Raw genomic sequence first — 23,719 nt, 5'->3', positions numbered from 1 at the left:
GTTGTCCTTAACCGGCTTGCTGTTGATCGTGCTTCCAGTTGATGTAGCGGGCAACCCCAATAAAGAGTGGGATCAGACCGAGGCTACCGACACCGATACCGGCAGAGGCGGAGAGGAAGATGAACACTGCCGCACCTACCGCAATCAGGGTTATGCCTCGATCCTTGTTGTTGGCGTTGGAGCCCTCACTATCCAGAGAGTCCAGCAGCTCTGGCGGGATATCGCGACCTTCAGACACCATCCGATTGATGTTCTCCATCACCAGCTGCTTCTTGCGATAGCTATTGCGGGTAACCAGCCAGACAATCAGGATCGGCGTACCGAAGACAGCCAGAATAGCCACTACGGGGATCAACCACTCCATCTCCAGACCGCGGGGATGGTACCCCCGGCGAGACTCCTCATGCACTTTAAAAGCTTGTTCGTGCATACGCTCGGCATGCTCTCGCGCTCGTTCAGCACGCTCGCGAATACGCTCGGCACGCTCCAGGTCGGCTTTGATGCCGATTTCGACATTGCGCGGCACCGAATCCAGCGCCTGCTCTACCACCAGGCCTTTCTCGTCCAGAATGCCCTTCTCTTCCAGCTGGCGGTAAATACGCTGGGTCACTTCGCCGCCGAAGGCTTCACCCAGATCAATTTCGACACTGCCGCTTTCCCCGTTTTCGTCACGGGTATGAATGCGCAGGGTACCGTCTTCCTGGCGCAGGATTCGCACCTGCTTGGTGGCCTTCTTCTCCGCGGGCTCCGCAGGTGCCACCGCGGGCGCCTCGGGCACCGGCGGCGCGGGGGGCGCAGCGCCCTCTTCCTGGGCCAGCAGGCTGCCAGAAATACTCATTCCCAGCGTGGCTGTCAGTGCCAGCAGCCAGGCGTTCAATCGGCCGCATTTCTTCATTTCATTCGCTCTCATTACTGTTATCTCGCTCTTACTGATCTGAGGCAAAACAAGTAGTCCCTTGCTCAATCCACTGCTGACGACGGTCGGAAAGTGACACGCTATCATCAACAGCCACCAATGGCGTGGGATTGTACCTTTTTTGGGCAACGGGTATCAGGGGCTCAACATCCCGCCGCTGGTATCACCTTGCCCCTAAAGGACGCAGACACCAGCAGATTTGGATGCAACCTAACAAAAAAATTTCACGGAGTAACGGGAGTAACGATGCACCAGAGTGACATAACCCCCTCAGACGTCCTGCAGTTCTGGTTCGGAAGTACCGATCTGAGCGCAGCGACCAGCAAGGAGGCGCGCACCCGCTGGTTCCAGCGCAGTGACGACTTTGACCGCGAGATCGCGCAGCGCTTCTCATCCGCCATCAACCACGCTATTGATGGAAAATTGAGCAGCTGGCATACCTCCCTGGCCGGCCAGCTCGGTCTGATACTGCTGTGTGACCAGTTCCCCCGCAATGTCTACCGGGGATCTGCACAAGCCTTCTCCGGTGACTCGCTGGCACTCAGTATCAGCCAGTCGGTAGTCGCTGGCGGGCAACACCGTCAACTGGGCCTGCACCAGCGTGCGATCGTCGGTATGCCGCTGGAGCACTCGGAGAGACCCGATGTGCAGGACGAGTCCGTAGCCTATTTCCTGCAGCTGCAACAAGACTTTGCCAGCGATAAGCCCGGCGTCTCACAGGAGGATTCGCAGGCGGCAGACAGCTATTACCGTTTCGCCCGGGCACACCAGGACGTGATTACGCAGTTTGGCCGCTACCCCCATCGCAATCAGGCACTGGGCCGGGAAAGTACTCCCGATGAGCAGCGCTGGCTAGAACAGGGTGGCGGCTTCTAACGGTATCCTGAAGGCCTCACTGCGCGTACACTTACGCGCCATGTACGGATTTGCGGTTGACACTGAATATACATACAGATACTGTACATCCATACAGAAACAACACAGAACCATAAATCACGATACCGATACTCACGATATCAAGACCTTAGGAGGCCCAGTATGGCGGTTGTAGCCGTTTGGAAATGTGATAGAGACGGAGCCATGTTCGACAATAAAAAAGATGCCGAAGAACACGACAAGATGCTGGAGCTCGCCGCCAACATCACCGCTTTGATCGAGCGCAATGTTGAAGGTGTGTCAGAAGAAGCCAGTGAGGAAATCGGCCTGATGCTGGCGAAACGCCGCGAAGTACTGGCAAAAGCCTGTAAGGGCAAGCCGGAAGAGCTGCTGGCCGCTGAAGAAGTGAGCGATCAGCAAGAAGCTGAGACTACCGAAGAAAACGTTACCCCACTGGCGGTAAACCAGTAATCCCCCCGGACACCAATATTCTGGTTTCCATCCCTGTACTATGCCCGGCTTGCCGGGCTTTTTTTCGCCCGGCAAGCCGCCACAGTTTCGTGAGTTCTCAGAATACCGAGACGATATTAATCAGCGCCAGGATGGCGATAACCACCCAAGTCAACAGAGTGCCCAAAAAACGGCCCTTGTGGTAACCGCCCTTGCCGCCAACCAGGCCTATCGCATGAATGATGCGCGCAAACACCAGCACCCCACCCAGGCAGTGCAGCCAAATGGCTGAAAGGCCATTGATCTCGGCGACCAGCAACAGGATCAGGGCCAGCGGAATATACTCAATCGCGTTCGCATGGGTACGTATCAGTACGTTGCCCAACTTGTCGCCACCATCGCCCATGCCGACTTTTTTGCCGCGGCGAAACCTCACTACGTTGAAGGCAAGTGCAAGCACCAGTAACGCACAAAGCCCGCTATAAAGCGCCGTGATTTCTACACTTATCATTTTTTGTATCCATGTTCGGTACCCGCTTTCGGGCTGAGGTATCGATCCCGCAAACGGGTTGAACGATTGACCAGAGACTGGGGCTTACCATCGATCATCACCAGTTCTGCGAACGACGTGATCTCCAGTGGATCCCCGCTCCACAATACCAATTCCGCGGCGTTGCCCGGCGCCAGTACACCGGCATCCATACCAAAGGTTTGTGCGACATTGGCGGTAATCGCGCGCACACCCTCTTCAAACGGCAAACCGTAAGCCACGGCATTTCCCGCTGCCTGTCGCGACAGATAGCTATTGTGAGACCCGGCATAACCCGGGCCGCTGATCGCAACGGTTACACCCGCATCATGCAGCAATGCGGCATTATCCATACGCGCACCCAGTTTTTCGAAGGCATCCGGGGTATTCCCCAGTACATCAACCACAACCGGGACCCGCGCTTTGGCCAATTGATCGGCAACCATCCAACCTTCCGCAGCGCCCACGAGAACCAGCTTGAGCTGGTATTTGTTGGCGAGTGCGAGCAATTGCAGGATATCGCTTGCGCGATCTGCATTGATCATCAACGGTTGCTCGCCGCGCAGCAATGACTGCAGGGACTCGAGATCTTCTACCGAGTAATCCAGCTCACGCCACTCACCACGGCGCACCTGATCCCGGTTTTCCGAATACTCCTTCGCCTGCGCCAGCGCATTCGCGATTTGCGCATACGCCATGGCCCGGCTGCCACCAGCCAGTTCCGCACCGTATTCACCGAAGTAGGCACGCTGTACCAAATTGGGCTTGGTCACACTGTCGAAGTCGCCAGTCAGCTTGATCGCAAAGCCCTGCCCCGCGAATACCTTTTCGTTGCTATAGGGCAACACCACCGCGCGCGTTAAACCACCGGCCCGGTTAAACGGAATCAGTGTGGAACGCGGGTTAAAAGCCACCACCGGGTCAAAGCCGGCACCGACAGACTGCTCTTCGATTGCCCCATCGTTGGTGGAGGCCGCAGCCCCAATCTCTGTCAGCCCGAGCTCACTGCTGGGTGCAATCAACCCCGGCGTCACCACCTTACCGCGACCATCGATCACCAGATCCGCGGGAACATCACCCAAATCCTCGGCAATCTGCGCAATCTGCCCGTCACGTACTAACAGGTCGCCGCTATCCAGGGTTCCCTGCGCTCCGAGCGTAACGATCTGCGCATCTTTAATCAGAATGGTTTCAGCGCTTGCTGTACCCACTAGGCACGCAAGGCTGAATAGAGAGACTTTTAACTTGGTTTTCACATTCATTGAGATACGCATTACTGCTGCCCCCCTTCCGGCAGGCGCTCGCCTTCCGCATCCAGAATTCCCAATTCAAAATCCGTGTGCGGCTGTCGCGCGGAGTCCGTGCGGTCGTACATTAATACACCGTCGATAAACACCTTGTCGGCCTTGGAGTACACGCTAAACGGATTGCCAGACCAGACCACAACGTCGGCCATCTTGCCCTTTTCCAAGGTGCCGGTGACTTCGTCGATACCCAGTGCTTTTGCCGGGTTGCTGGTCATCCATGCAACTGCGTGGCGAGGCTCAATATGAAAGCCCGCGCGCTGTCCAGCAACCATGGCTTTTGCGGTCTCTTCGTTGAGATGCTGAATACCAACAGCAGAATCCGAGTGGATCATGGCACAGGCCTTTGCCTGATCGACGATGGCGATATTGGCTTCGGTCATATCGAAGGCTTCGTGCTTGAAGCCCCACCAGTCCGCCCACATAGCGGCGCACACATTGTTTTCTGCCAGCAGATCCGCCACCTTGTAGGCCTCTACCGCATGATGGAAGGTGGAAATCTGGAAATCGTAGTCGCGCGCGATATCCATCATGATGGCCATTTCTTCGCCGCGATAGCAGTGGTTGTGCACCAGAATATCGCCGTTCAGGACGCCCGCAAGGGTCTCGAGCTGGAGGTCTCGCTCGGGCTCATCGCCACCATTCTCATGAAAGTTTTCCCACTTCTCTTTATACGCAGCAGCTGCTGTCCACGCTTCACGATATCCCGCAACGTTACCCATACGGGTGGAGGGCAAGGTGCCCTTGCCACCGTATACGCGCTTAGGGTTTTCACCACAGGCCATCTTCAGACCGTATGGCGCACCCGGGAACTTCATATCCTGTACGCTGCGGCCAGGTACGTTTTTCAGGGTTACCGCGCGCCCACCGAACAGGTTCGCTGATCCAGGCAAAATCTGCAGGGTGGTAACCCCGCCCGCAAGCGCGAGTGGAAACTGTGGATCTTGCGTCCAAACGGAATGCTCTGCCCACACCTGCGCGGTATTCGGGGAGGTCATTTCGTTACCGTCTTGGGATGACTCGATAGACGGCGCCGGGTAGTCACCCAGGTGAGAATGCACATCAATGATGCCCGGAGTGACCCACTTGCCCGCACCTTCAACAACTAGCCCCTTTTTCGGCACCTTCAGGTCTTTGCCAACCTTGGCAATCTTGCCACCCTTTAACAGCACATCTGAATTGAGCAGTTTTTCACCGGTTCCAGTCAAAACCGTTGCGCCACGAATCAGAACCGGCGCACTCTCTTGTGGGACATAGGTACTCGGGAAGTCACCCTGACGGGCGAAATCCGGCCCATCTGTAGCCTTTTTATTCTCACCGCCACAGGCAACCAGTGTGGAAACGAGCAGTCCTCCACATACGGCGACACACAGCCGCTCAAACCCTTTAACCGATTCTGAAAATAATCGCATTCCGCTTCCTATCCCCCCAATTGTTATTAGGAAACCTATCTCAATAGTGTCGGATTCAACACCAATACTATGCTATCGGCAATACGGGATTGTACGACTGCCCGAAATTGCCGGTTTACTAGACAATTTGTACAGGCCGTGTTGGAATTTAGACGTGTGATACAGGAGTTTTCCCCTCACCGCAGGAAGGGCGGATGAATACCAATAACAGAACAGGGACCAGATCAGAGAGTACTGCGGCTGATGATGTCGATTTGCCTCAGTCCTCCCGGGAGATGTACGAGGCCCTGCGCAAAAGTGAAGAGCGCTATCGAGAACTGGTCGAACACGCAAACTCCATTATCCTCCGCTGGGACCGCAACGGTTTAATCACCTTCTTTAATGAGTTCGCGCAGCAGTTCTTTGGTTACTCCGAAGAAGAAATCATCGGCAAACACGTGGTTGGGACAATCGTCCCCGCAAATGAAAGTACCGGCCGCGACCTTCGTCCACTCATGGACCACATCTGCAACAACCCCGATGAACACCGCTATAACATCAATGAAAATATCACCAAAGACGGGAACCGGGTCTGGGTAGCCTGGACCAACAAGCTGCTCACCAACGACAACAATGAGCCCATCGGGGTTTTGAGTATTGGCAGTGACATCACCAAACAGCGGCTTCTTGAAGAGGAACTGCGGCAGGCACAAAAAATGCAGGCCATCGGGGAATTGGCCGGGGGCATTGCCCATGACTTTAATAACATGGTGCACGGTATCGCAGGCTTTGCGGAAGTCATCCATCAGACCAGCTTCGACGCCAAGATTTCTGAGTACGCCAACCAGATCTTAACCACTGCCCACCACGCGGCAGAACTCACCGACCAACTACTGACCTTCGCCCGCAAGGGATCCTATCAAATCAACGAGTGCAATACCCACGATATCGTGCGCGACGTATGTGCGATGCTCAAGCGTACCATTGACCGTCGAATCGAAATTCGCCAGGACCTGCGCGCAAATTCCCCTCACATCAAGGGGGACTCCGCGCAACTTAAAAGTGCCCTGCTCAATCTCGGCATCAATGCCAAGGACGCCATGCTTTCCGGTGGGGAACTCGTGTTCACCACCAGCAATATAACCGTGGAAGACACCCTGTCTATCTCGGACTTCCAGTTGGAGCCCGGACAGTATCTGCGAATCAACGTCAGAGATAGCGGCACAGGGATGACAGACGAAATTCGCCAACGGATATTCGAACCCTTCTTTACTACCAAGGCCAGTGGCCGCGGTGCAGGGCTCGGACTCGCCGCGGTTTACGGTACCATCCACTTACATAAGGGCGCTATTCGATGCCACTCGGAGCTCGACGAAGGCACCTGCTTTGAACTTTATCTGCCGATTATTCCAGGCAAGGCAACTCGTAAAAACACCACGAAACCCGTGCCCTGCGGAAAACCCATTCACATTATGCTGGTGGATGATGAAGCCATCGTGCGGAATTATTCAAAGACCCTGTTTGAAATGCATGAACACAAAGTAACAACGTTCGCCTCAGCACCGGAAGCCATCGAGTATTACAAGCACAATTTCGCAGCGATTGATCTGGTACTGCTGGATATGATCATGCCAGATATGGACGGACAGCAACTCTTCGCCGAGCTAAAACAGATTAACCCGACAATTAAGGCAATACTATCTACCGGTTACAGCGTGGAGAGCAAGGTGCAGGAACTCCTGGCAGACGGAATTCTGGACTGTATCAAGAAGCCATTTACTTACGAGCAGCTGGAGCAACGTATTGCCTTACTCTTCAGCGACGATGAGTAGTCACCAGTGCTTGCTAGTAGTGAACAATCTTTATGATTTTTTCTCCGTTATCACACTCACCAATAATCTCGGGTTTGGCGATAAGCGATCCAGCCTGGACCACCACATTGGACGGATAGGAAACAAAGCAGGCTAAATTGAAATTGACCGCCCAATTACAACGGATAATGCCATCGTCTTCTTCATAGAACCGCTCCTGACAAAAACTCAAATAGGGACTCTGCCCTCCCCCCGGCTGCCCCTGGCCAACCGCTTCCTTATCATCGTCTGCATTCGCCGCTAGCGAACACAGCCCAGCAAACAACGTACACGATATTGCCAAACTACTCATGGACAACGTACAGCTGCGCCCCATAGGCAAACCTCTCGGCCATTCACCAACTCGACAACAGTAAGACCCACCCACACATTCGTGGGTAACTGAGATTAAGCGTAGCAGCTCTGGCGGGCTTTTCATTAGACCGGCACGGACATACACTCGCCATCGCACAATTCGCATATTGCTGACCGCACAGTCAGCACAGCGACTGTTATGATGCTCGTCCGTCCAGATATGAATCAGCCATGACTACACCCAGCAACCAGACACCCTCAACATGCCCTTGCGGTTCAGGTAAAGCCTTCGCCCAGTGTTGCAACCTTTATCTATCCGGGAAAACCTACCCGAACAACGCCGAATTCCTGATGCGCAGCCGTTACAGCGCTTATGTGATCGGCAACTTGCCGTATCTTAAAAAGAGCTGGCACCCGGACACCTACCCGGAGCTCAGCGAGCAGGATCTACAAACGAAGTGGCTACGGTTGGAAGTTATTAAGGCTAAAAAGGGACTGAAGAAATCGATCGTCGAATTTAAGGCCTGGTTTGAAGATGACGATGCGGAACATGCCTTGCATGAAATATCGCTGTTCAAGCTCTACAAGAAGCGTTGGGTGTACGTGCAACCACTGGAAAGTTGGGACTAATCGAACCAACAGCTTTCTTGTACAGCCGTCTTTTGCTTTACACGACACCCGGCAACCTATACTCCCTGTAATCGCACATCCCGGTACTTCCCCTCCCGATGACCCCCGAACTGATTTTCGAAGACGACCACCTGATTGCAGCCTATAAACCGGAGGGGTGGCTAGTGCACCGTTCAGATATCGATAAGCATGAAGATCGCATCCTGCTGCAATATCTACGTGATCTGGTAGGTCAACACCTCTACCCGGTACACCGACTGGACAAACCAACCTCCGGGGTCATCGTGTTTGGCAAGAGCGGGGATGCCGCGGCAAAGCTGCAAGCACAGCTAGACAGTGACACCTCTGTAAAGCAGTATCTGGCGGTGTGCCGAGGGTTTTGTCCCGAACAGGGCGTTATCAACCATCCGCTGCCCCCAGTTGCGGACTTTAAACACCAGCGTAAACGGCCGAAGAGCGAATTACCTCGCCAGGAGGCCATCACCCATTTCCGACGTCTTGATACCGTAGAACTGCCGTTTGCCGTGGATCGCTACCCCAGTAGTCGCTACTCCTTGGTACAGGTTGAACTGGTCACCGGACGCCGCCATCAGATCCGCCGACATTTCAAACACCTGTCCCACCCGTTGATTGGCTGCCCCAAATACGGCAAGTCCACCCACAATCGATTTTTTGCGGAGCAACTGCATTGCGCACGGTTGCTATTGCACGCCTATCGCCTGTCGATACAACACCCGATTTCAGAGAAAAAGCTGGACCTCATCGCGTCGCCCAAAGGATGCTTTATGTCACTGATCGATCAGTTTGGCTGGCGGCTACCAGTCAATTGACAAATAGATAGCAACGCTATTTTCCAGATTGCCCTCCCTGGAAAGAGTCGCGAGGGCCAGTAAGTTGGGGTAAGGTAATCACACGTCGCGAGGCAAGGGAAACCGCCAGCTATCACTAGCGCCGACAGATGATGCCAGCGCGTGAGACTAGGTAAATCGCCTCGGGGGCTACCGGGGTAATCCACCAGAGTTGAAAACTATGAAAAACCTGCTGCTTTTCGCCTTTCTATTTGTCGCTGCCCCAGCCTGGGCCGAGAAATTTGGGCTGGTGCTCCACGGTGGCGCTGGCACCATTACCCGCGCCAAGCTCACAGACAAACAGGAGTCCGAAATTCGCGCAAAACTGGCAGAAGCCCGGGATGCCGGTTACAAGATTTTAGAGAAAGGTGGCTCCTCCATCGAGGCCGTCACTGCCGCCATCATCATTCTGGAAGATTCCCCACTGTTTAACGCCGGGAAAGGTGCTGTGTACACCTATGACGGCCAGCATGAGTTGGATGCTTCGATAATGGATGGCAGCAATCGCAATGCGGGTGCCGTCGCAGGGGTAAAAACCGTCAGGAACCCTATCCTGGCTGCACAAGCCGTTATGACCCAGTCTGACCACGTCATGCTCGCAGGTTCAGGGGCTGACGCTTTCGCTCGCCACGTGCAATTGCCGCAAGTAGAAAACAGCTATTTCGATACTGAATTCCGCCTGCAGCAGCTTGAGAGAGCGAAGCAGAAATTGGAAGCGGAAGGCACGTCCTTCAATACTTCGGGTAGCGACTACAAATACGGCACCGTAGGGGTTGCCGCACTGGATACGAATGGCAACCTCGCCGCTGGCACCTCCACCGGTGGCATGACGGCAAAACGCTGGGGGCGTGTGGGCGACTCGCCCATCATTGGTGCTGGCACCTGGGCCGATAACAATAGCTGTGCCGTTTCCGCTACCGGTCACGGAGAGTACTTTATCCGTTACCACGTCGCTGCAGATATCTGTAACCGAAAGCTCTATCGCGACCAACCGCTGACAGCCGCAGCCCGGGAGGTGATCCACGATATCCTGCTCCCCGCAGGCGGTACCGGTGGCATCGTTGCGATGGATCGGGACGGCAATATCGCAATGGAATTCAATACCGAGGGCATGTACCGCGCCTGGCGCCTGTCGAACAAGAACTCAGGTATCGCGATTTACGGTGACGAAACGAAATCCCCCTGAGCAAACTACAGATACCAACAATGGGTTACCGTCATCGTGCCCCATCCTTTCAGACCATTGCATAGCAGGCCATTACAGCAAGCCCGAACACCATAACAAGACTCAACCTGCCGCGCCTTTCCTCGCTCTCTTTGACCTCGCAAATTGACTTTCGTCAATGTACACGACAAGCGGCTCTCTAGTATCACTATAAACACCAAAGGCAAGCTGTCTCACGCCTGGTATGTGAAAACACAAATCAATTGGAGGCAGTTATGAAAATTCTCATTTTAGGTATGGGCCATGTTGGGCGAGCGCTCGGTAGCAGCTTGCGTGCGCAGGGACACCAGGTGATTGGTACCACAACAACCCCCGAAAAAATTGATGAATTGAAGCAATTTGCCGACGGTGTGGCTGTATTAAAGGGACACGAAGCAGACAAAGTCGCACTTGCCGCAACAGGGTGCGACGCAATCATTGTGACCGTCGCACCCAACGTCAAAAATACCCGTACGCTCGACGAGCGCCACCGCCACTACCACCAGACTCTGGTCGAGACCTGTCAGAATGCGGCAGCCAACTGCGAACGACTAATATTTCTGTCCTCATTTTCGGTGTATGGCGATGGTGGTGAAGGCAGTGATGCAATTACCGAACAAACCCCAACCGGTAATCACGAAGAGCCCTCCTCCCGCTACTATCAGGAAGCGGAGCAGGCCATTCTTTCTCGCCGCGGTGGTTGCGTATTGCGCTTCCCGGATATGTATGGTGCCCCTGGCGATCTTTCCTTTCCCCAGCGGGTAAAACTCGCCCATAGCTATTTTGATGGAAAAGCGATATTTGGCGCAGACGCGCTACTCTATGCAATTCATTTTGAAGATGTTGTAGCGGCGGTCACGCACGTGGTAGCAGCAGGACTGAACGGTATTTATAACGTCTGTGATAATGAACGGATACCAGCCACAAACAAAACCGTATTTGATGCAATTTGTGAAGCAGAGGGGCTATCCCCACTCGAATTTACCGGGCACATCAAGGCGCCCACACGCAAGATTTCTGCCGCTCGGATCTACTCTACCGGCTATCGTGTGAAGCATGGTGACCCGAATGCACACTATATCGCTAACACGGAAAAGGAAGCATAAACGCGTCTTTCAATGAATTGGATATTCGTCGCGGCGCCCTACAGCGCCGCTGCCCCTTCGCCTTCGCCTTCGCTCAAAGCATCGTTGCCAGCTCAATTCTCTGGGTCAGCTCCTCGCCAAACAGCATAACGACCTTATCCCGGTCTGGATCAGCTTCAATAATGGCCTGCATAATGCGCTCGCGACGTACCTTACGCGCGCGTGTTTCCGCTGGCGCATTCTTTTCTGGGCTCGCGCATATATCGAGCCAATCCGCAAGATAGGCCTGTGCATAGCGAGCAAAATCTGGCAAATGCTCGGGGGCAACACCGTAGGCAAGCAGGAAATACGGAGAACAACAAGCTCGCATATGCGCCATCCGCGAGGCCTCAATTGCTTCGACGGGCTTATCAAATCGAGCCTCGCGATACGCTCCTGCCACTCTGCGATAGTGCCTCTTAAAGTAATCAAGATTCATCATCACATCGAGGTCAGGATAAAGATCCATCGATATTTGGCTACCCTTTGGGCTAAGCATTCCTTCGAAACTGAATCGAGGGATATTCAGCTCCGGGTTTGGAATCACATGAATATTGAAGTAGCGCATTCCAGGCATCATCGTTAACGACATAAACGCCGCCTTCTCGATCAAACCGCTATTGTGCGTATATACCCGGGCGAAGCCCATTTCCGTCCCATGCAGATTCTTAAGTACCGCAAGATCGGGAAATTCGTCACTCAACCGTAGCCCCAGCGCAGACACGATATGCCCTTCAAACTCCGCTGCAAATTCGTCAATCACTCGAGTCTCAGAACCAGCTCCCACCATTTCCATAATGAAATCCTCTAATTTGTGACCTGATACAAACGAAAAAGGGGTGCCCCAAGGGGCACCCATAAAAGTACAAGCAGCCTCTATTTACTAGAAAACAACACTAGCAAATTCTTTCTACTAATTACGAACAGGGGGTGGATAGGCACTAGGACCCGGAGAAGGTGCCGAACCATCGACCCACTCCCCGAACAACCCCCCCGCGAGGAAGTTCTTACCATCACTGGTACACCAGCGCTCAACCTCTTCGACATTTAGAGGAGCACCGAACGGGAAGGCATACACCTTGTCACGGGTATGGATAAAGCCTTGACGGCAGGTACCAACTGCAGGCATTACCGCCTGAGGCCCAAACTGGAAGTTCACGTGTTGCGGTTCAAGAACGTCCGGGCATAGCTGATTACCATAAGGTCTGGCCGCGCCAAGGAATACCGACTGGAAAGGCGTGACATCAGGGATACCATCACCGGTTATATCGCCGTCGAAAGATGATACTTCACAGGCATCACGCGAATAGCTCTCAGAGCACGCTACAAAAGTACTTGCCAGACTAGCATCGTCCGGATTATCCAGGTTTGGATAGAATCCAGCATGCACACAAGCACCGGCTTCGTAGGTGATTTGCTCGATCGCCGGGTCTACCAAGAACGCATTGATATATCCAGTGCCATCGGGAGTGCCAAGGTCCGATTTCTGCAGTGCACAACCCGGCTCACCAACCCCACAAGCAGTCTGAATAAACACATCCGCCATGGATACAGATTTAATCTCTGCGAGAGTATCCGCATCGTCCGCATAGTAGAGCTCATACCAGAAACGGTCAGCACTGCGCTTAAGATTGAATTCTCGGGCAATCATACGTGCCATGGTAGGCGGCAACGGCGAACCATCTACCTTGTCTTCCGCCAGTAAACCAAGTAAACCCTCGACGTTATAGACCTTGCGGTAACGCGAACGCAACTCTTCAGCCACCTCAAGATCCGAAGTAATTTCCAGGAAGCACTCGATGGGGTCGTCCGGGTAGAGCAAGTGCCATACACGGCAGCCATCATCTTCGCTGCTATTCTGATAGATCGTTTTTCCGAGATATTCACCGCGCAGGCGGTTAAAGTCAGGAACACCAACTTCACGCGCAGAACGGATATCAATTGCCGCCAAATCAATGCCCGCATTGATCATACTCTGGGCAGCGACTACGTCCCGCACACTGTCTTCGTAGATAAGGTCAATGTTCGCGGTAACCGTTCGGCTCATAGAGCGTATAACATTGGCAATACCCATTCCCTGAGTACTGTGCAGCGCGACGTGGTTTGCTACCGTAAACGGCGGGTTCGGGCCGCTCTGGGAGAGCCCCGGCACATTCTGGGTTCCGAACTCCGGGATAAAGCTGCGATTTACCACGTCAACAAACTCCGCCACTGGCGGTGCCTGGGGATCCGAATAGTCAAGCACTACGTGTGGCGCAATAACATTCTGACCGTTTTCATCGTAGATTAAGAACTCTTTCGGCACAGAGCTATGGGCGTAGCGGAAAGCTGAGTTCCACATATTGGTATTGCTGTCCGGATTCACATCGTCTGCATAACCGCTGTACTCACCGATCAGGCCATCAAACTGCGACCCAAACAGTGCGGGTAGATACTCGTCAAACAAAATATGCTGATAAACACCAACCACAAACCGGCGGGTTTTCTGGAACAAAAACTCGTCGGCCTCCTCCGGTGCCATACCGGCGATGTCACCCGAATACTTGAGCGCCATCTGGTCTGCAACACGATTGTGGTAGCGGTGGAACGCCAGATGGAAGGTCAATAGCTGCAGGTTTTCGGAAGCCCGATCATCCCCAGAAAGGAATTCGTCTTGCGGATTAAATGCACGGGTCGGGTCATTTGGCCGCGGATGAGCAGGGACCTTTTCCGCCGTAGGTAAGAATTCGTACAAGTCCGCTTTAAGCTCGGGGTTCGGACGATACAAAACAGTTTTTGCATCCGCGCCCACATAATCGTAGGTTGCAAGTTTACCCCCGCCAACAGGAATACGTGGTCCGAACGGGTCCTGCGGGTTCGCCTTGGAACGCAGATCTGCGTTTACCGCTGCCGAATCACCGTAGACCTGTGAAAGGTCGAGCCAACTATTAATACGGTTGCGAATTTCTTTACGGCCGTCATGCACCTCATAGATTGCATCTGGGTGTACGATGACTGGGCTAGATACAGAACCAGTAAAGGGCAAGAGCGGATTGCGCGAAAACATGATACGTGCGATTTCGTTCTCGGGCGCATCCGGATACAGCACGGGGATACCTGGCACCCCATTACTGTCGATGTAGTCCTGCGCCATTTCTATCGAGATATCCCGTGTTGGAATTTTGCTGGCACAAGGCACAAACTGGAAAAACTCATCAAACTGCGGCAAGCACTTAGATGGGTCAGTCGGGTGTACACCCAACCATTGGTAGATATCAGCCGTACGGGGATTCTGGGGGTCTGTACCAAAAATTAGCCGCGGTACGGTATCGGTATAATACGGGTGAGATAATCGATCGCGATCGATCTTCGACGCATCATGGGTAACGAACTGCCCCATCCATAAAACATTGTGAGAAAGCAGTGAGTCACTATTCAGTGAAACACCCGTTTTATTCGCCATCAGATGGTTACTGATTTCGCGCTCGTTGATGGCTTCTGCGCTCAACCCCTTCCCCTCAATCCAGGGAGACGTGCCATCTTCCGCGTACTCACTACCTTCCGATCCATGTGTATACAGTCGATCAGCTGCCCCCCACTCGGTCTCAGCCAGGTTATTGCAGGTCCCGTCGTAAGACTGGACAGCACTGGCATCGCAGCTTCCCTCCGTATCACCGGACACCGAGTACGCATACGCACTCACTACAGCTGCGATCCCGGCGACTACTAATGATTTGTTCATTATTCTCATAGCAGACTCCAAAATTTTTATGCCGAATCCAGCCCGCAATATCACGCACTGAAATCCATTGAGGTCACCAGACCACAGCAATAGCAAGACACACCTCTGGTGACTTGAAAGTCAATACAATTGACTTCAAAGTCACTATAGATGGTAAGATTGCAGCAAGAAATGACATTTATCAAAAGATATTTTCGCAGGTGGAGTAGCGCGCCACCCGATCAATAACGGGATATTGACCGCGGAAAGAATGTGGAATAAAACAGGTATGAAAGGCGATGTGGCACTGGCTCAAAGAACAAAACCAACCTGATTTAGTGTTATGACTAGAGAATCCGATAATTCGACCCCCACCAAACCAGCACGCACTAAAAAGAGAGCACCAGCTCCCAGGCGAGAGAATACGAAACGCAACCGCCCGGCAACCGAACAGTTGTTAATCGACACTTGTGAACGATTATTGGTTCGCGACGGCCCTGACGGAATCGGTGTCAACAGTGTTGTAGAAGAAGCCGGCGTGGGTAAGGAGTTGATCTACCGCTATTTTGGAGGGCTCCCGGGCTTAGTCAAAGCATGGATTGAGCGCAGTGCAAACTGGCCTACTGCGGAAGAACTCATTGGCGGAGATATCCCAGCTTTTGCGGAACTGTCGGTTAAGGAACAGTTTAGGCTGGTACAGCACAATTACATTGCGGCACTGCGTGAAAGGCCCGTCATCACGCGAATCATGGCCAGTGAGTTAATGCACCCTAGCGAGATCACCGTCATCCTTGAGGATGCAAGTGATCGTATTGCACGGGAATTGACCGAGATTTTTCGCGAAATCGATACCGACCACAAAGAGGATCTGGTTTCCCTTGCCTTCGTCTTTTATTGCATGACAAATTACTTGTGTATGCGGGAAGTCGCCAGCCCTAACTGCTTCGGCATGGACCTAACCAAAAATTCCAGCTGGAAACGCATCGCCAAGGTCACCGATATGCTGGTAGATCGATTCCTTGACGATTAAGTGCAAATAAAAGCTTCGGGTTAATAGGAAATTTGGTAAGCACAGCCAATGGACTGATCATCCTGCACCAGCTGCAAAAGCGCACGAGCAGTATCACCCGTCGACACTTTCCAACGGACACTTGTGGCTGTGGGTCTTCCCTGCCAAATTTGGTATGGCCGGGTCACGTCCTTGCCCAAAAGTTGCGGCGGCCGAAGAATAGTCCAGTCGAGATCTGATTGTTTTACTAACGTCTCTTGCACCTCTTTGTCGCGTAGTACGTAAGGCAGGATAAACCGAGTAACCAATGCGACAACCCAATTACCCTGACCACGACTTTCTCCGACGCCCAGAGAAGAGACCATCAGCAATCGCCGCAGCCCCTTCTCTTTCATCGCACGAATAATATTCGCCGTACCGTCCGCCAGCGGTGTTTCATTCGTTTTATGAAAAATGCCAAGTGTCAGTACGACCGCATCATGCGCGCCCTTAAACGCCTGTGCGACACTTTCCATATCATGAATATCCACATAGACTTTACGCAACCTCTGATGCTCTATCTTAATAGCAGTCAGATTTCGCGCACACGCGGTTATGAAATACCCTTTTTCCAGAGCCTGTTTTACAAAGTGCTGCCCTGTTCTTCCAGACGCCCCAAATACGATGAGCTTCTGGGATTCCTCTCCAATTCCTTCGACCAGCTTATCCATAGCTATTCACCACAAATAAAAATGCCAGGGGACAGAGCTGCGGCACCTCGCAGCTTGCCCTCCTGGCATAGTGGATTTAGAAGTCGTAGCTAACGGTGGCTCCATACGACGGTCCCATACCGGTAGCGATAATCATCTTGTTAAACTGACTCAAGACGAAAACACCCCCGACGTACTCTTCGTCGAGGACATTTTTACCCCAGATATTGAATCGCCAGTTCTCTGGTGCTGACAGAGAGACATTCGCGTTCGTAATCGCCCTATCTCCGGTATGCGCCAAATTGAGCGGGGTCACATACTGCTTCGACTGATAGTTAGTATCTAAACGGGCCAGTAGCGACCAGCCATTAAACACTTCCGCCTGATAGTTAATACCGACACTACCCTGCCACTCGGAGGTACGCGCCAACTGATTCCCGCCCACGTCGGGGTCACCACAGGGAACTGGCTGATCAGGCGTAACCATAATCGGCTGGAGGCATCCACTGTTGATGAAGCGCGCACCCTCCTCATACTCCACACCATCATCATATTCAGGGTTTGCCCACGCCATGGCGAAGTCGCTGCTCCAGTTATCACCGAGCAACCAACGACCATCGATCTCAAAGCCTATTGACTCTGCGTCGCCCGTGTTGGCAATTAGGATGGTATCTCCAACGGTTCCGGTAGTTGGCGCCTGCGACGTCTGCAAGTCCTCCCAATCAATCATGTAGAGTGCGGCATTCAACTGGAATGTACCATTCAGAAAGGAATTCTTGCTGCCAAGTTCATACGTCCAGTTTTGCTCCTCATCATATGTGAGCTTGGCTACATCATTGGTGTTATTAAACCCACCCGATTTAACCCCCATTGCAGCCGAGGCATAAACAAAGTGATCGGGGTCTACCTGATACTCCGCAGTTAAACGAGGGGTAAAGTAATGGAAGGTCTCCTGATCTTCTGGAATGACAACACCAGAAAACGGCAGGCTTGCGGGCACACCGAAGCCATCGGTTAAGCGTCTGATGCCTTTGTCTTCTTCGGTATAACGCATCTCCGCGCGCAGGGTCAGGCTTTCAGTTGGTGAGTACGCAGCCTCTGCGAACAGGGCGAACACATTGTCATCGAACAAGGTATGCTTAGACTCAGCGCCATGCCACATTCCCAGGCGTTGCGAAACTGGGTCAGGCGCACCCATAAGCGGCGACCCGACACTTCCATCCGCCGGCAGACTACAGGCTGCCTGGCCCGATATTCCGTAATCGTAGCCGGCGTTGAATGTCGAGCAGAGCGGCATGTACAGCGTTAGGTCATAGCTCTCATCGTCGATACTGCTGTAATAGACACCGGCTCCGCCTTCCCATGTCTCCCCTTCAAAATTCAGACGCAACTCGTGCGAGTCACTTTCCAGGGTAGAAATCGGGCGACCGCTAAAGCTGTTGGTATACGCGATCTGTGGTACGACCTGCATGCCTCCACCGGGTACAGGAAACATCAATGTATCCCAGGTTGTGCCAACGCCGGTGAGCGGATCGCGATCTGCCGAACCGCCATTGGTTAGTGAATCACTGCCAGTTCGGCCAAATAGGTAAGAAAACGAAAGACTATCGCTAAAATCGTAATTCAGTGCGAGACTGGTAACGTCAGTCTCCGCTACTGCCCCGATTGAACGAGGGTCGACAGTAATTGCATTATGGCCAGTGTCATCGGGCGCAAAGGGAGCCAAGACGTTGTCCGTGGCGGTAGTGGGGGCAGAAGGCACTTCTCCGCACCACCAGCTGTTCGCGGTCATCGGGAACCCAAGGAACGACATACGGGTTACCGGATTACAGTTCATATCACTATAGGCAGTGAAGCCCCAAGCATTATTCGCGATACCAGACATCACATAATATGGCTGAGACTCGCGCTCAATTTCGGCGCGATAATAATCCAGCTTTATTTCCAGGTTTTCCGAGGGGCGTAATTCCAGTGCGACGGAAATCGTCTGATCTTCCCAGCCGCCCAACTTGCCGTTGGTATGTGGCCCCGGCACATCCGCGTCCGCAAATGGATGCGCATTCCGGGTATGCCCATCATAAGTCGAATCGGCCACATTGATCTTGCCGTAAAGTAAATCTTCAATGATAGGGCCGCTGACCAGCGCCTTGATATCCCGGCGCTCATCGGAACCTGCCGTTACCGAGACACTTGCCTCCAGGGAATCAGTTGCAGGACTAGTAATATAATTCACCGCACCCGCGAACGCGTTACGGCCATACATGGCGCTCTGCGGTCCCTTGACCACTTCAATACGCTCCATATCAACAAGGCCGAAATTCATCATGCTTTGTCGCTGCAGATGGATACCGTTCAGGAAAAAGGCAACGTTTTGGGTCCGCGCGGTGGTGAACGTTTGGGCCATCCCCCGGATTACGGCATTCCCGTTAGTACCGCTGGTAGAGAACCCTTCGTAGGTGAAGCCGGAAGTAGCCGCAGCAATGTCTTCAAGACCCGAGTAGGCCCTTTGCTGGATTTCTTCCGATGTCACTGGTGAAATGGAGATAGGAACCTCTTGCAGGCTCTCACTCCGACGGCGGGCAGTCACGACAACTTCCTCTACGCCCTCAACGGATTCGCTCGATGACTGAGCAAGAATTTCGATCGGTGTAATGCTCACAGCTACCGCGGCAGCCAGTGCATGTTTCTTAAAGCTATACATCCCAATGCTCCTCTTCTTATAAAAATCGGAACCTCATGTGGGGCATAAAGCAAAACTTCGGCTAAATGCGTCACCTTGTGACTTCAGGTTCACAAATTATTGACTTGTCCAACGCATAACGCAATACTCGAGTGAAAATTTATTTCGCACATCCTTACCACACCGTCTTGCAGTTACAGATTTCACGGCAAATATCGAATGGGAACCATTCAAAAGGGCTGAGTATCATGAGCGACTTCTCGAATTTATTGCGGCGGTTTCTGCGAAAAAATGACAAATATCAATTTTCTCCACGGAGCCAGATTCCACTCACCGCAAAAACTCTCGACTGGAATGACGCCAAAGACAACCTTTATGCATTTGGAAAGTTGTGGGCAACCTATGACGACAAGCCGGTATTTTCAGCATTTCATGGCTTGATGTTCGGCTTGGTTGGCACCCAAAGGGCGAAGCCATTATTTGGCTATTGTGGGCTCGGACAGTTTCAGGCGCGCTTGCTCGCCAACGGTCATGTGAGACTCAGAGGTAAAGAAACCGGGTATTTCTACGATCCGACAAACGGAAAAATCCTACGGGATTGGTTAAACCCCTATACGGGAGAACGTGTCGAAGTTTATAACTTCCTTAATGACCGTATTCGCGGCGAGCTCACACCGGTGATGCCCAAGTTTAATATGGGTGACGGCGACGATCCCCCTACTCTAATGAATGAAGCCACCGCGATCGTGAACGAAGATGGCTCGGTGCCGTTTATCCTGCCGTGGCAGCAGTTTGGGAATAACATCACACTCGAGTGGGACTATACGCATCGTTACCGGAACCCTGTCACACCAGAATTCTGGCCAAAAGCGAGTACAGGGACCTACATAAACCCTTCCGAGCACTTTACCTTTTCATCACCGCTGCACGAAATGTTGGATCGGGATACACCTTCTGCCTCATTCTCTTCTGGTTTTTCCAGAATTTCACCATGGTGGCCATGGATGAAGATGGGCCAAAGCGGCATCGATGGGGTGCTTTTTGGACGAATGAATTCACACAAGTCGAATAACGGATATTCAGATATTCCGCGTTCGGTATTGGAGTATACGGAGAAGTATCACCCGGAATATCTAGAGCCCTGCACCGACTGGGATGATGGTTTTCCCATCGGAACCTGGGAGGCCTATGCGAGAGATGTTGCTCCTGAGGTCAATACTCAATTACCCCAGAAACCCGGCAAAGAAACAGTCAATGAGTAACGCAGTTTAAAGATCGCCAACCCAGATCATTGCTATCGGGATCTAAAAAATATGACAACATCACGATTTCTTTGGCTGAATCCATCGCAAAACACCATGCCCCGACACATCATCACATTTTATGTGGCGAGCTTCCTGCTCATTGCCATGGGGACCTTCGCACCGCAGATGTTCGGTTATTTGTTTATCGAATTCCTTAATATTCCGGAATCGGAGCACGGCCGACTGGCAGGTGATTTGGGCTTTTGGGGTGAGATTGCCTTGATGATCTCCCTATTGATATTCGGGCCTATGGCAGACCGTCGTGGGCGGCGCTTAGTAATGGTGATCGGATTTTTATTGACTGCGGCTGGTCTCGTTGCGTTCCCCTTATCCAACTCCTATGCCGGTGTTCTACTGGCAAGGATTATCTGCGCCAGCGGTCTAGCCGCCATCACGTGTATCGTAGTGATTTTGATCGGTGACTATTTTGCAGACGAATCACGAGGCAAAGCAGCGGGTATTCAGGGGTTTATGAATGGACTCGGTGCTGTATTCACTATTTTTCTTTTATTACGCCTGCCAAGCATTTTTCAAGCGCAGGGCTATGACCCTATCGCAGCAGGAACACTGGCATATTTTGTGGGAGCTGCCTTATGTATGGTTGCCGCGATTTACATGTGGTTGGGTCTTCGTCGTGACTGGCCTACCTCGGCTCAGAAAAAGCAACCAGCACTAACACAATTGACGCAAGGTTTCGCGGCAGCCAAGGACCCAACCATTGCTCTCGCATATGGCGCATCTTTCGTTGCTCGCGGAAATCTGGCAATTGTAGGTACCTTCTTTGCCCTGTGGGGCACCAACTACGGTACACAAGTCATGGGCCTGGAGACTTCCGAAGCATTAAAGAAAGCGGCAAATATGGTAGTGATCGCCCAGGGTACAGCGCTTATGACCGCGCCGTTATTTGGCATGATGGCGGACAAACTCAATCGCGTCAGCGCTCTCGTGGTTGCCCTGCTCATTTCGGCGTTGGGCTATGTGGCGACCGGATTTGTTACGGACCCGTTTAGTCATGCCATGATGATCTGTGCGGTGTTTATCGGAATGGGTGAAGTCGGCTGCATCATCGCCAGTGGTGTGTTAATCAATGAACGCGCATCCGAATCCCTACGGGGCCCAATAGTTGCGGTGTTCAATTTTACCGGGGCTTTGGGGATCTTGATCGCAACCAAGGTCGGCGGTTACCTGTTTGACGGCTGGCGTGAATCCGGTCCGTTTGTATTATTTGGTATTTTTGCGCTCGTGGTCGCGCTTTGGGCACTGGCCTTGCGCTTGCGTACAAGTAAATCATCCGTGGAACCCAGTACGACTCTGAAAGCTGACCCACAGGTATAGCCTGTGGGTGGGTTACATATTGCCATTAATAGGAAAATCGCCCGTACAACGCACCAGTTTTGAACCAAACTTTGTAAGCCTCACCCATTGCGTCCGACAATCATCTGCGACACCCCAGGCAACAGAGTATGACAGAAAACAAAGCCCCGCTGTCTAGGTCGCAGTTCCTTGGCCTCACGGCTCTTACTTTTGCCATCTTCCTAATTGCCAATGATTTTACCGCTTTCTCTGTGGCGCTGCCCGCCATGGAAAAAGAGTTCCACTCCGATATCACCACTACCCAGTGGGTCATCAATGGGTATGCACTGGTGTTCGGGGTGTTGATTATCTCAGGAGGGCGCCTTGCGGATATGCTTGGGCGCCGGCGCATGTTCTTTCTCGGGACCTTTATCTTCTGTGTATTTTCTCTGCTTGGCGGTCTGGCGGTCGACATTTCAATGCTGCTCGTGTCGCGCGCATTAATGGGTATTGGCGCGGCTATGATCTGGCCTGCCGTACTTGGAATGACGTATCAGATTATGCCCGACGATCGCGCGGGTCTGGCTGGCGGGCTCATTATGACGGTGTGCGGTGTTGCCAACGCCATCGGCCCATTACTTGGGGGGACACTGACTGACTACCTGAGCTGGCGCTGGATCTTCTTTATCAATCTACCCATTGCCGCACTCGCCCTATTTGTCTGCTGGAAGGAAATCCCGGACGAGCGCCCCGAAGCCCTAAAAGAGCGCATCGACTACCGCGGTGTTGCGAGCCTCTCCCTGTCACTGTTTGGCCTGCTGCTGGCCCTGGATATGGTGGTAGACGTAGGCTTCAAAAGTCCACTGATTATCGGTTTGCTCAGCGGGTTTCTCATCTTTATGGCCGTTTTTCTCCACGTTGAAAAACGGGCGGGAATGAATGCGCTGATTCCCGAAGATGTGGCGAGCAACCGGAAGTTCTTTGCCGCAGGCCTCGCGACACTGCTGCTATCCGTAGTGTTCTTCGCGGCGCTATTGTATATCCCACAGTTTCTTACAAAAGTCCGTGATTACTCCGCCATGCGTGCAGGCGCGGGCCTGCTACCGATGATGGTCACCTTCGGCCTCATGTCGTTTATCTCCGGGCATTTGTATGAAAAGCTGGGGGCGAAAACCATCGTTTCGGCGGGGGCGATTTGTCTGGGAGGCGGCATGTATTTGCTCTCCCATTTAACCAAAGATACCCAGTATTCTTCCCTGATCTTTGGCATGGTGGTGCTGGGTGCCGGCATCGGCCTGTTCTACTCAACCATCACAACCGCCGCCATCACCGTGGTACATCCGAGTCGCGCGAGTCTCGCCGGTGCCATCCTGTATATGTTCCAGATTGCCGGCGGTGCCATCGGGCTCGGCATGAATACGACGATTGTGGCCATGGCACCAGATATTTCTACAGGAATTGATCGTGCGTTTACGGTGAATGCCTATCTAGCGCTGGCCGGACTAATCGTTTGCCTGCTGTATGTAGGTGGAAAGCGTCATAAGCCTAGCCCAAAACCCGCCCAATAAGCATTACTGCGACCGTTGACTGCCCGATCCCTGCTCTGG

Annotated in this window: 20 protein-coding genes; 11 read left to right on the top strand and 9 right to left on the bottom strand. The window is 52.8% G+C overall.

Annotated features, from left to right (window positions below; all coding sequences use genetic code 11):
- Positions 1-7: 7 nt before the first annotated feature.
- Positions 8-895, bottom strand: a complete 888-nt coding sequence (locus LCM31_RS09510; RefSeq protein ID WP_224869502.1) for a DUF6249 domain-containing protein — start codon at positions 893-895, stop codon at positions 8-10.
- Positions 896-1,162: 267 nt separating this feature from the next.
- Between LCM31_RS09510 and LCM31_RS09505 the strand changes: the two genes are divergently transcribed.
- Both LCM31_RS09505 and LCM31_RS09500 read left to right on the top strand, forming a co-directional pair.
- A complete protein-coding gene (locus LCM31_RS09505) occupies positions 1,163-1,792 on the top strand; it encodes a DUF924 family protein (protein ID WP_224869500.1) in 630 nt (209 codons plus the stop codon).
- Between the two features lie 162 nt (positions 1,793-1,954).
- The gene (locus LCM31_RS09500; protein ID WP_224869498.1) at positions 1,955-2,263 is read left to right on the top strand and encodes a YebG family protein; all 309 of its coding nucleotides are present in this window, start codon (positions 1,955-1,957) and stop codon (positions 2,261-2,263) included.
- Positions 2,264-2,360: 97 nt separating this feature from the next.
- On the opposite strand, the gene LCM31_RS09495 is transcribed toward LCM31_RS09500, so the two are convergent.
- The 3 genes from LCM31_RS09495 to LCM31_RS09485 are packed head-to-tail and all read right to left on the bottom strand — an operon-like array spanning position 2,361 to position 5,487.
- On the bottom strand, positions 2,361-2,753 hold the full coding sequence (locus LCM31_RS09495; protein WP_224869496.1) for an MAPEG family protein: 393 nt from the start codon (positions 2,751-2,753) through the stop codon (positions 2,361-2,363).
- On the bottom strand, positions 2,750-4,045 hold the full coding sequence (locus tag LCM31_RS09490) for an amidohydrolase family protein (protein ID WP_224869494.1): 1,296 nt from the start codon (positions 4,043-4,045) through the stop codon (positions 2,750-2,752). The genes LCM31_RS09495 and LCM31_RS09490 overlap by 4 nt, the downstream gene beginning before the upstream one ends.
- Entirely contained in the window at positions 4,045-5,487 is a 1,443-nt protein-coding gene (locus LCM31_RS09485; RefSeq protein ID WP_224869492.1) for an amidohydrolase, read from the bottom strand. Before LCM31_RS09485 ends, LCM31_RS09490 begins: the two co-directional genes overlap by 1 nt.
- Positions 5,488-5,681: 194 nt before the next feature.
- On the opposite strand from LCM31_RS09485, the gene LCM31_RS09480 reads away from it, so the two are divergent.
- Positions 5,682-7,298 carry a hybrid sensor histidine kinase/response regulator gene (locus LCM31_RS09480; protein ID WP_224869490.1) on the top strand — a complete coding sequence of 539 codons (1,617 nt, stop codon included), beginning with the start codon at positions 5,682-5,684 and terminating at the stop codon, positions 7,296-7,298.
- A gap of 13 nt (positions 7,299-7,311) precedes the next feature.
- Here the strand turns inward: LCM31_RS09480 and LCM31_RS09475 are convergent, their stop codons facing one another.
- Positions 7,312-7,629: a hypothetical protein gene (locus LCM31_RS09475; RefSeq protein ID WP_224869488.1), complete on the bottom strand. Its 318-nt coding sequence runs from the start codon at positions 7,627-7,629 to the stop codon at positions 7,312-7,314.
- Positions 7,630-7,862: 233 nt separating this feature from the next.
- Here LCM31_RS09475 and LCM31_RS09470 point away from each other — a divergent pair, with 233 nt between their 5' ends.
- The 4 genes from LCM31_RS09470 to LCM31_RS09455 all read left to right on the top strand — a co-directional run bounded on the left by LCM31_RS09470 (position 7,863) and on the right by LCM31_RS09455 (position 11,419).
- Positions 7,863-8,261: a YchJ family protein gene (locus LCM31_RS09470; RefSeq protein ID WP_224869486.1), complete on the top strand. Its 399-nt coding sequence runs from the start codon at positions 7,863-7,865 to the stop codon at positions 8,259-8,261.
- Between the two features lie 98 nt (positions 8,262-8,359).
- Positions 8,360-9,091, top strand: coding sequence for a pseudouridine synthase (locus LCM31_RS09465; RefSeq protein ID WP_224869484.1), 732 nt, complete (start codon positions 8,360-8,362; stop codon positions 9,089-9,091).
- Between the two features lie 199 nt (positions 9,092-9,290).
- Positions 9,291-10,295 (top strand): isoaspartyl peptidase/L-asparaginase family protein, encoded by a 1,005-nt coding sequence (locus LCM31_RS09460; RefSeq protein ID WP_224869482.1) that lies wholly within the window; start codon positions 9,291-9,293, stop codon positions 10,293-10,295.
- 254 nt (positions 10,296-10,549) lie between these two features.
- Positions 10,550-11,419 (top strand): NAD-dependent epimerase/dehydratase family protein, encoded by an 870-nt coding sequence (locus LCM31_RS09455; RefSeq protein WP_224869479.1) that lies wholly within the window; start codon positions 10,550-10,552, stop codon positions 11,417-11,419.
- Positions 11,420-11,492: 73 nt separating this feature from the next.
- Here the strand turns inward: LCM31_RS09455 and LCM31_RS09450 are convergent, their stop codons facing one another.
- A complete protein-coding gene (locus LCM31_RS09450) occupies positions 11,493-12,233 on the bottom strand; it encodes a hypothetical protein (protein WP_224869477.1) in 741 nt (246 codons plus the stop codon).
- A gap of 117 nt (positions 12,234-12,350) precedes the next feature.
- A complete protein-coding gene (locus tag LCM31_RS09445) occupies positions 12,351-15,158 on the bottom strand; it encodes a peroxidase family protein (RefSeq protein ID WP_224869474.1) in 2,808 nt (935 codons plus the stop codon).
- 322 nt (positions 15,159-15,480) lie between these two features.
- Between LCM31_RS09445 and LCM31_RS09440 the strand changes: the two genes are divergently transcribed.
- Complete coding sequence (locus LCM31_RS09440; RefSeq protein WP_224869472.1) at positions 15,481-16,167, top strand: TetR/AcrR family transcriptional regulator; 687 nt, start codon at positions 15,481-15,483, stop codon at positions 16,165-16,167.
- 20 nt (positions 16,168-16,187) lie between these two features.
- Here LCM31_RS09440 and LCM31_RS09435 read toward each other — a convergent pair whose 3' ends face one another.
- Together LCM31_RS09435 and LCM31_RS09430 are read right to left on the bottom strand one after the other, a co-directional pair.
- A complete protein-coding gene (locus LCM31_RS09435; protein WP_224869470.1) occupies positions 16,188-16,856 on the bottom strand; it encodes an NAD(P)-dependent oxidoreductase in 669 nt (222 codons plus the stop codon).
- A 76-nt stretch (positions 16,857-16,932) separates the two neighbouring features.
- A complete protein-coding gene (locus LCM31_RS09430; protein WP_224869467.1) occupies positions 16,933-19,536 on the bottom strand; it encodes a TonB-dependent receptor in 2,604 nt (867 codons plus the stop codon).
- Positions 19,537-19,763: 227 nt separating this feature from the next.
- On the opposite strand from LCM31_RS09430, the gene LCM31_RS09425 reads away from it, so the two are divergent.
- The 3 genes from LCM31_RS09425 (at position 19,764) to LCM31_RS09415 (ending at position 23,680) form a co-directional block, all read left to right on the top strand.
- Complete coding sequence (locus tag LCM31_RS09425) at positions 19,764-20,777, top strand: DUF1838 family protein (RefSeq protein ID WP_224869465.1); 1,014 nt, start codon at positions 19,764-19,766, stop codon at positions 20,775-20,777.
- Positions 20,778-20,828: 51 nt separating this feature from the next.
- A complete protein-coding gene (locus tag LCM31_RS09420; protein WP_224869463.1) occupies positions 20,829-22,154 on the top strand; it encodes an MFS transporter in 1,326 nt (441 codons plus the stop codon).
- Positions 22,155-22,282: 128 nt separating this feature from the next.
- On the top strand, positions 22,283-23,680 hold the full coding sequence (locus tag LCM31_RS09415; protein ID WP_224869461.1) for an MFS transporter: 1,398 nt from the start codon (positions 22,283-22,285) through the stop codon (positions 23,678-23,680).
- Positions 23,681-23,719: the final 39 nt, after the last annotated feature.

The sequence above is a fragment of the Microbulbifer agarilyticus genome, from assembly GCF_020171345.1.
Taxonomy (GTDB): domain Bacteria; phylum Pseudomonadota; class Gammaproteobacteria; order Pseudomonadales; family Cellvibrionaceae; genus Microbulbifer; species Microbulbifer agarilyticus_D.
This window is presented reverse-complemented; position numbering and strand designations above follow the sequence as displayed.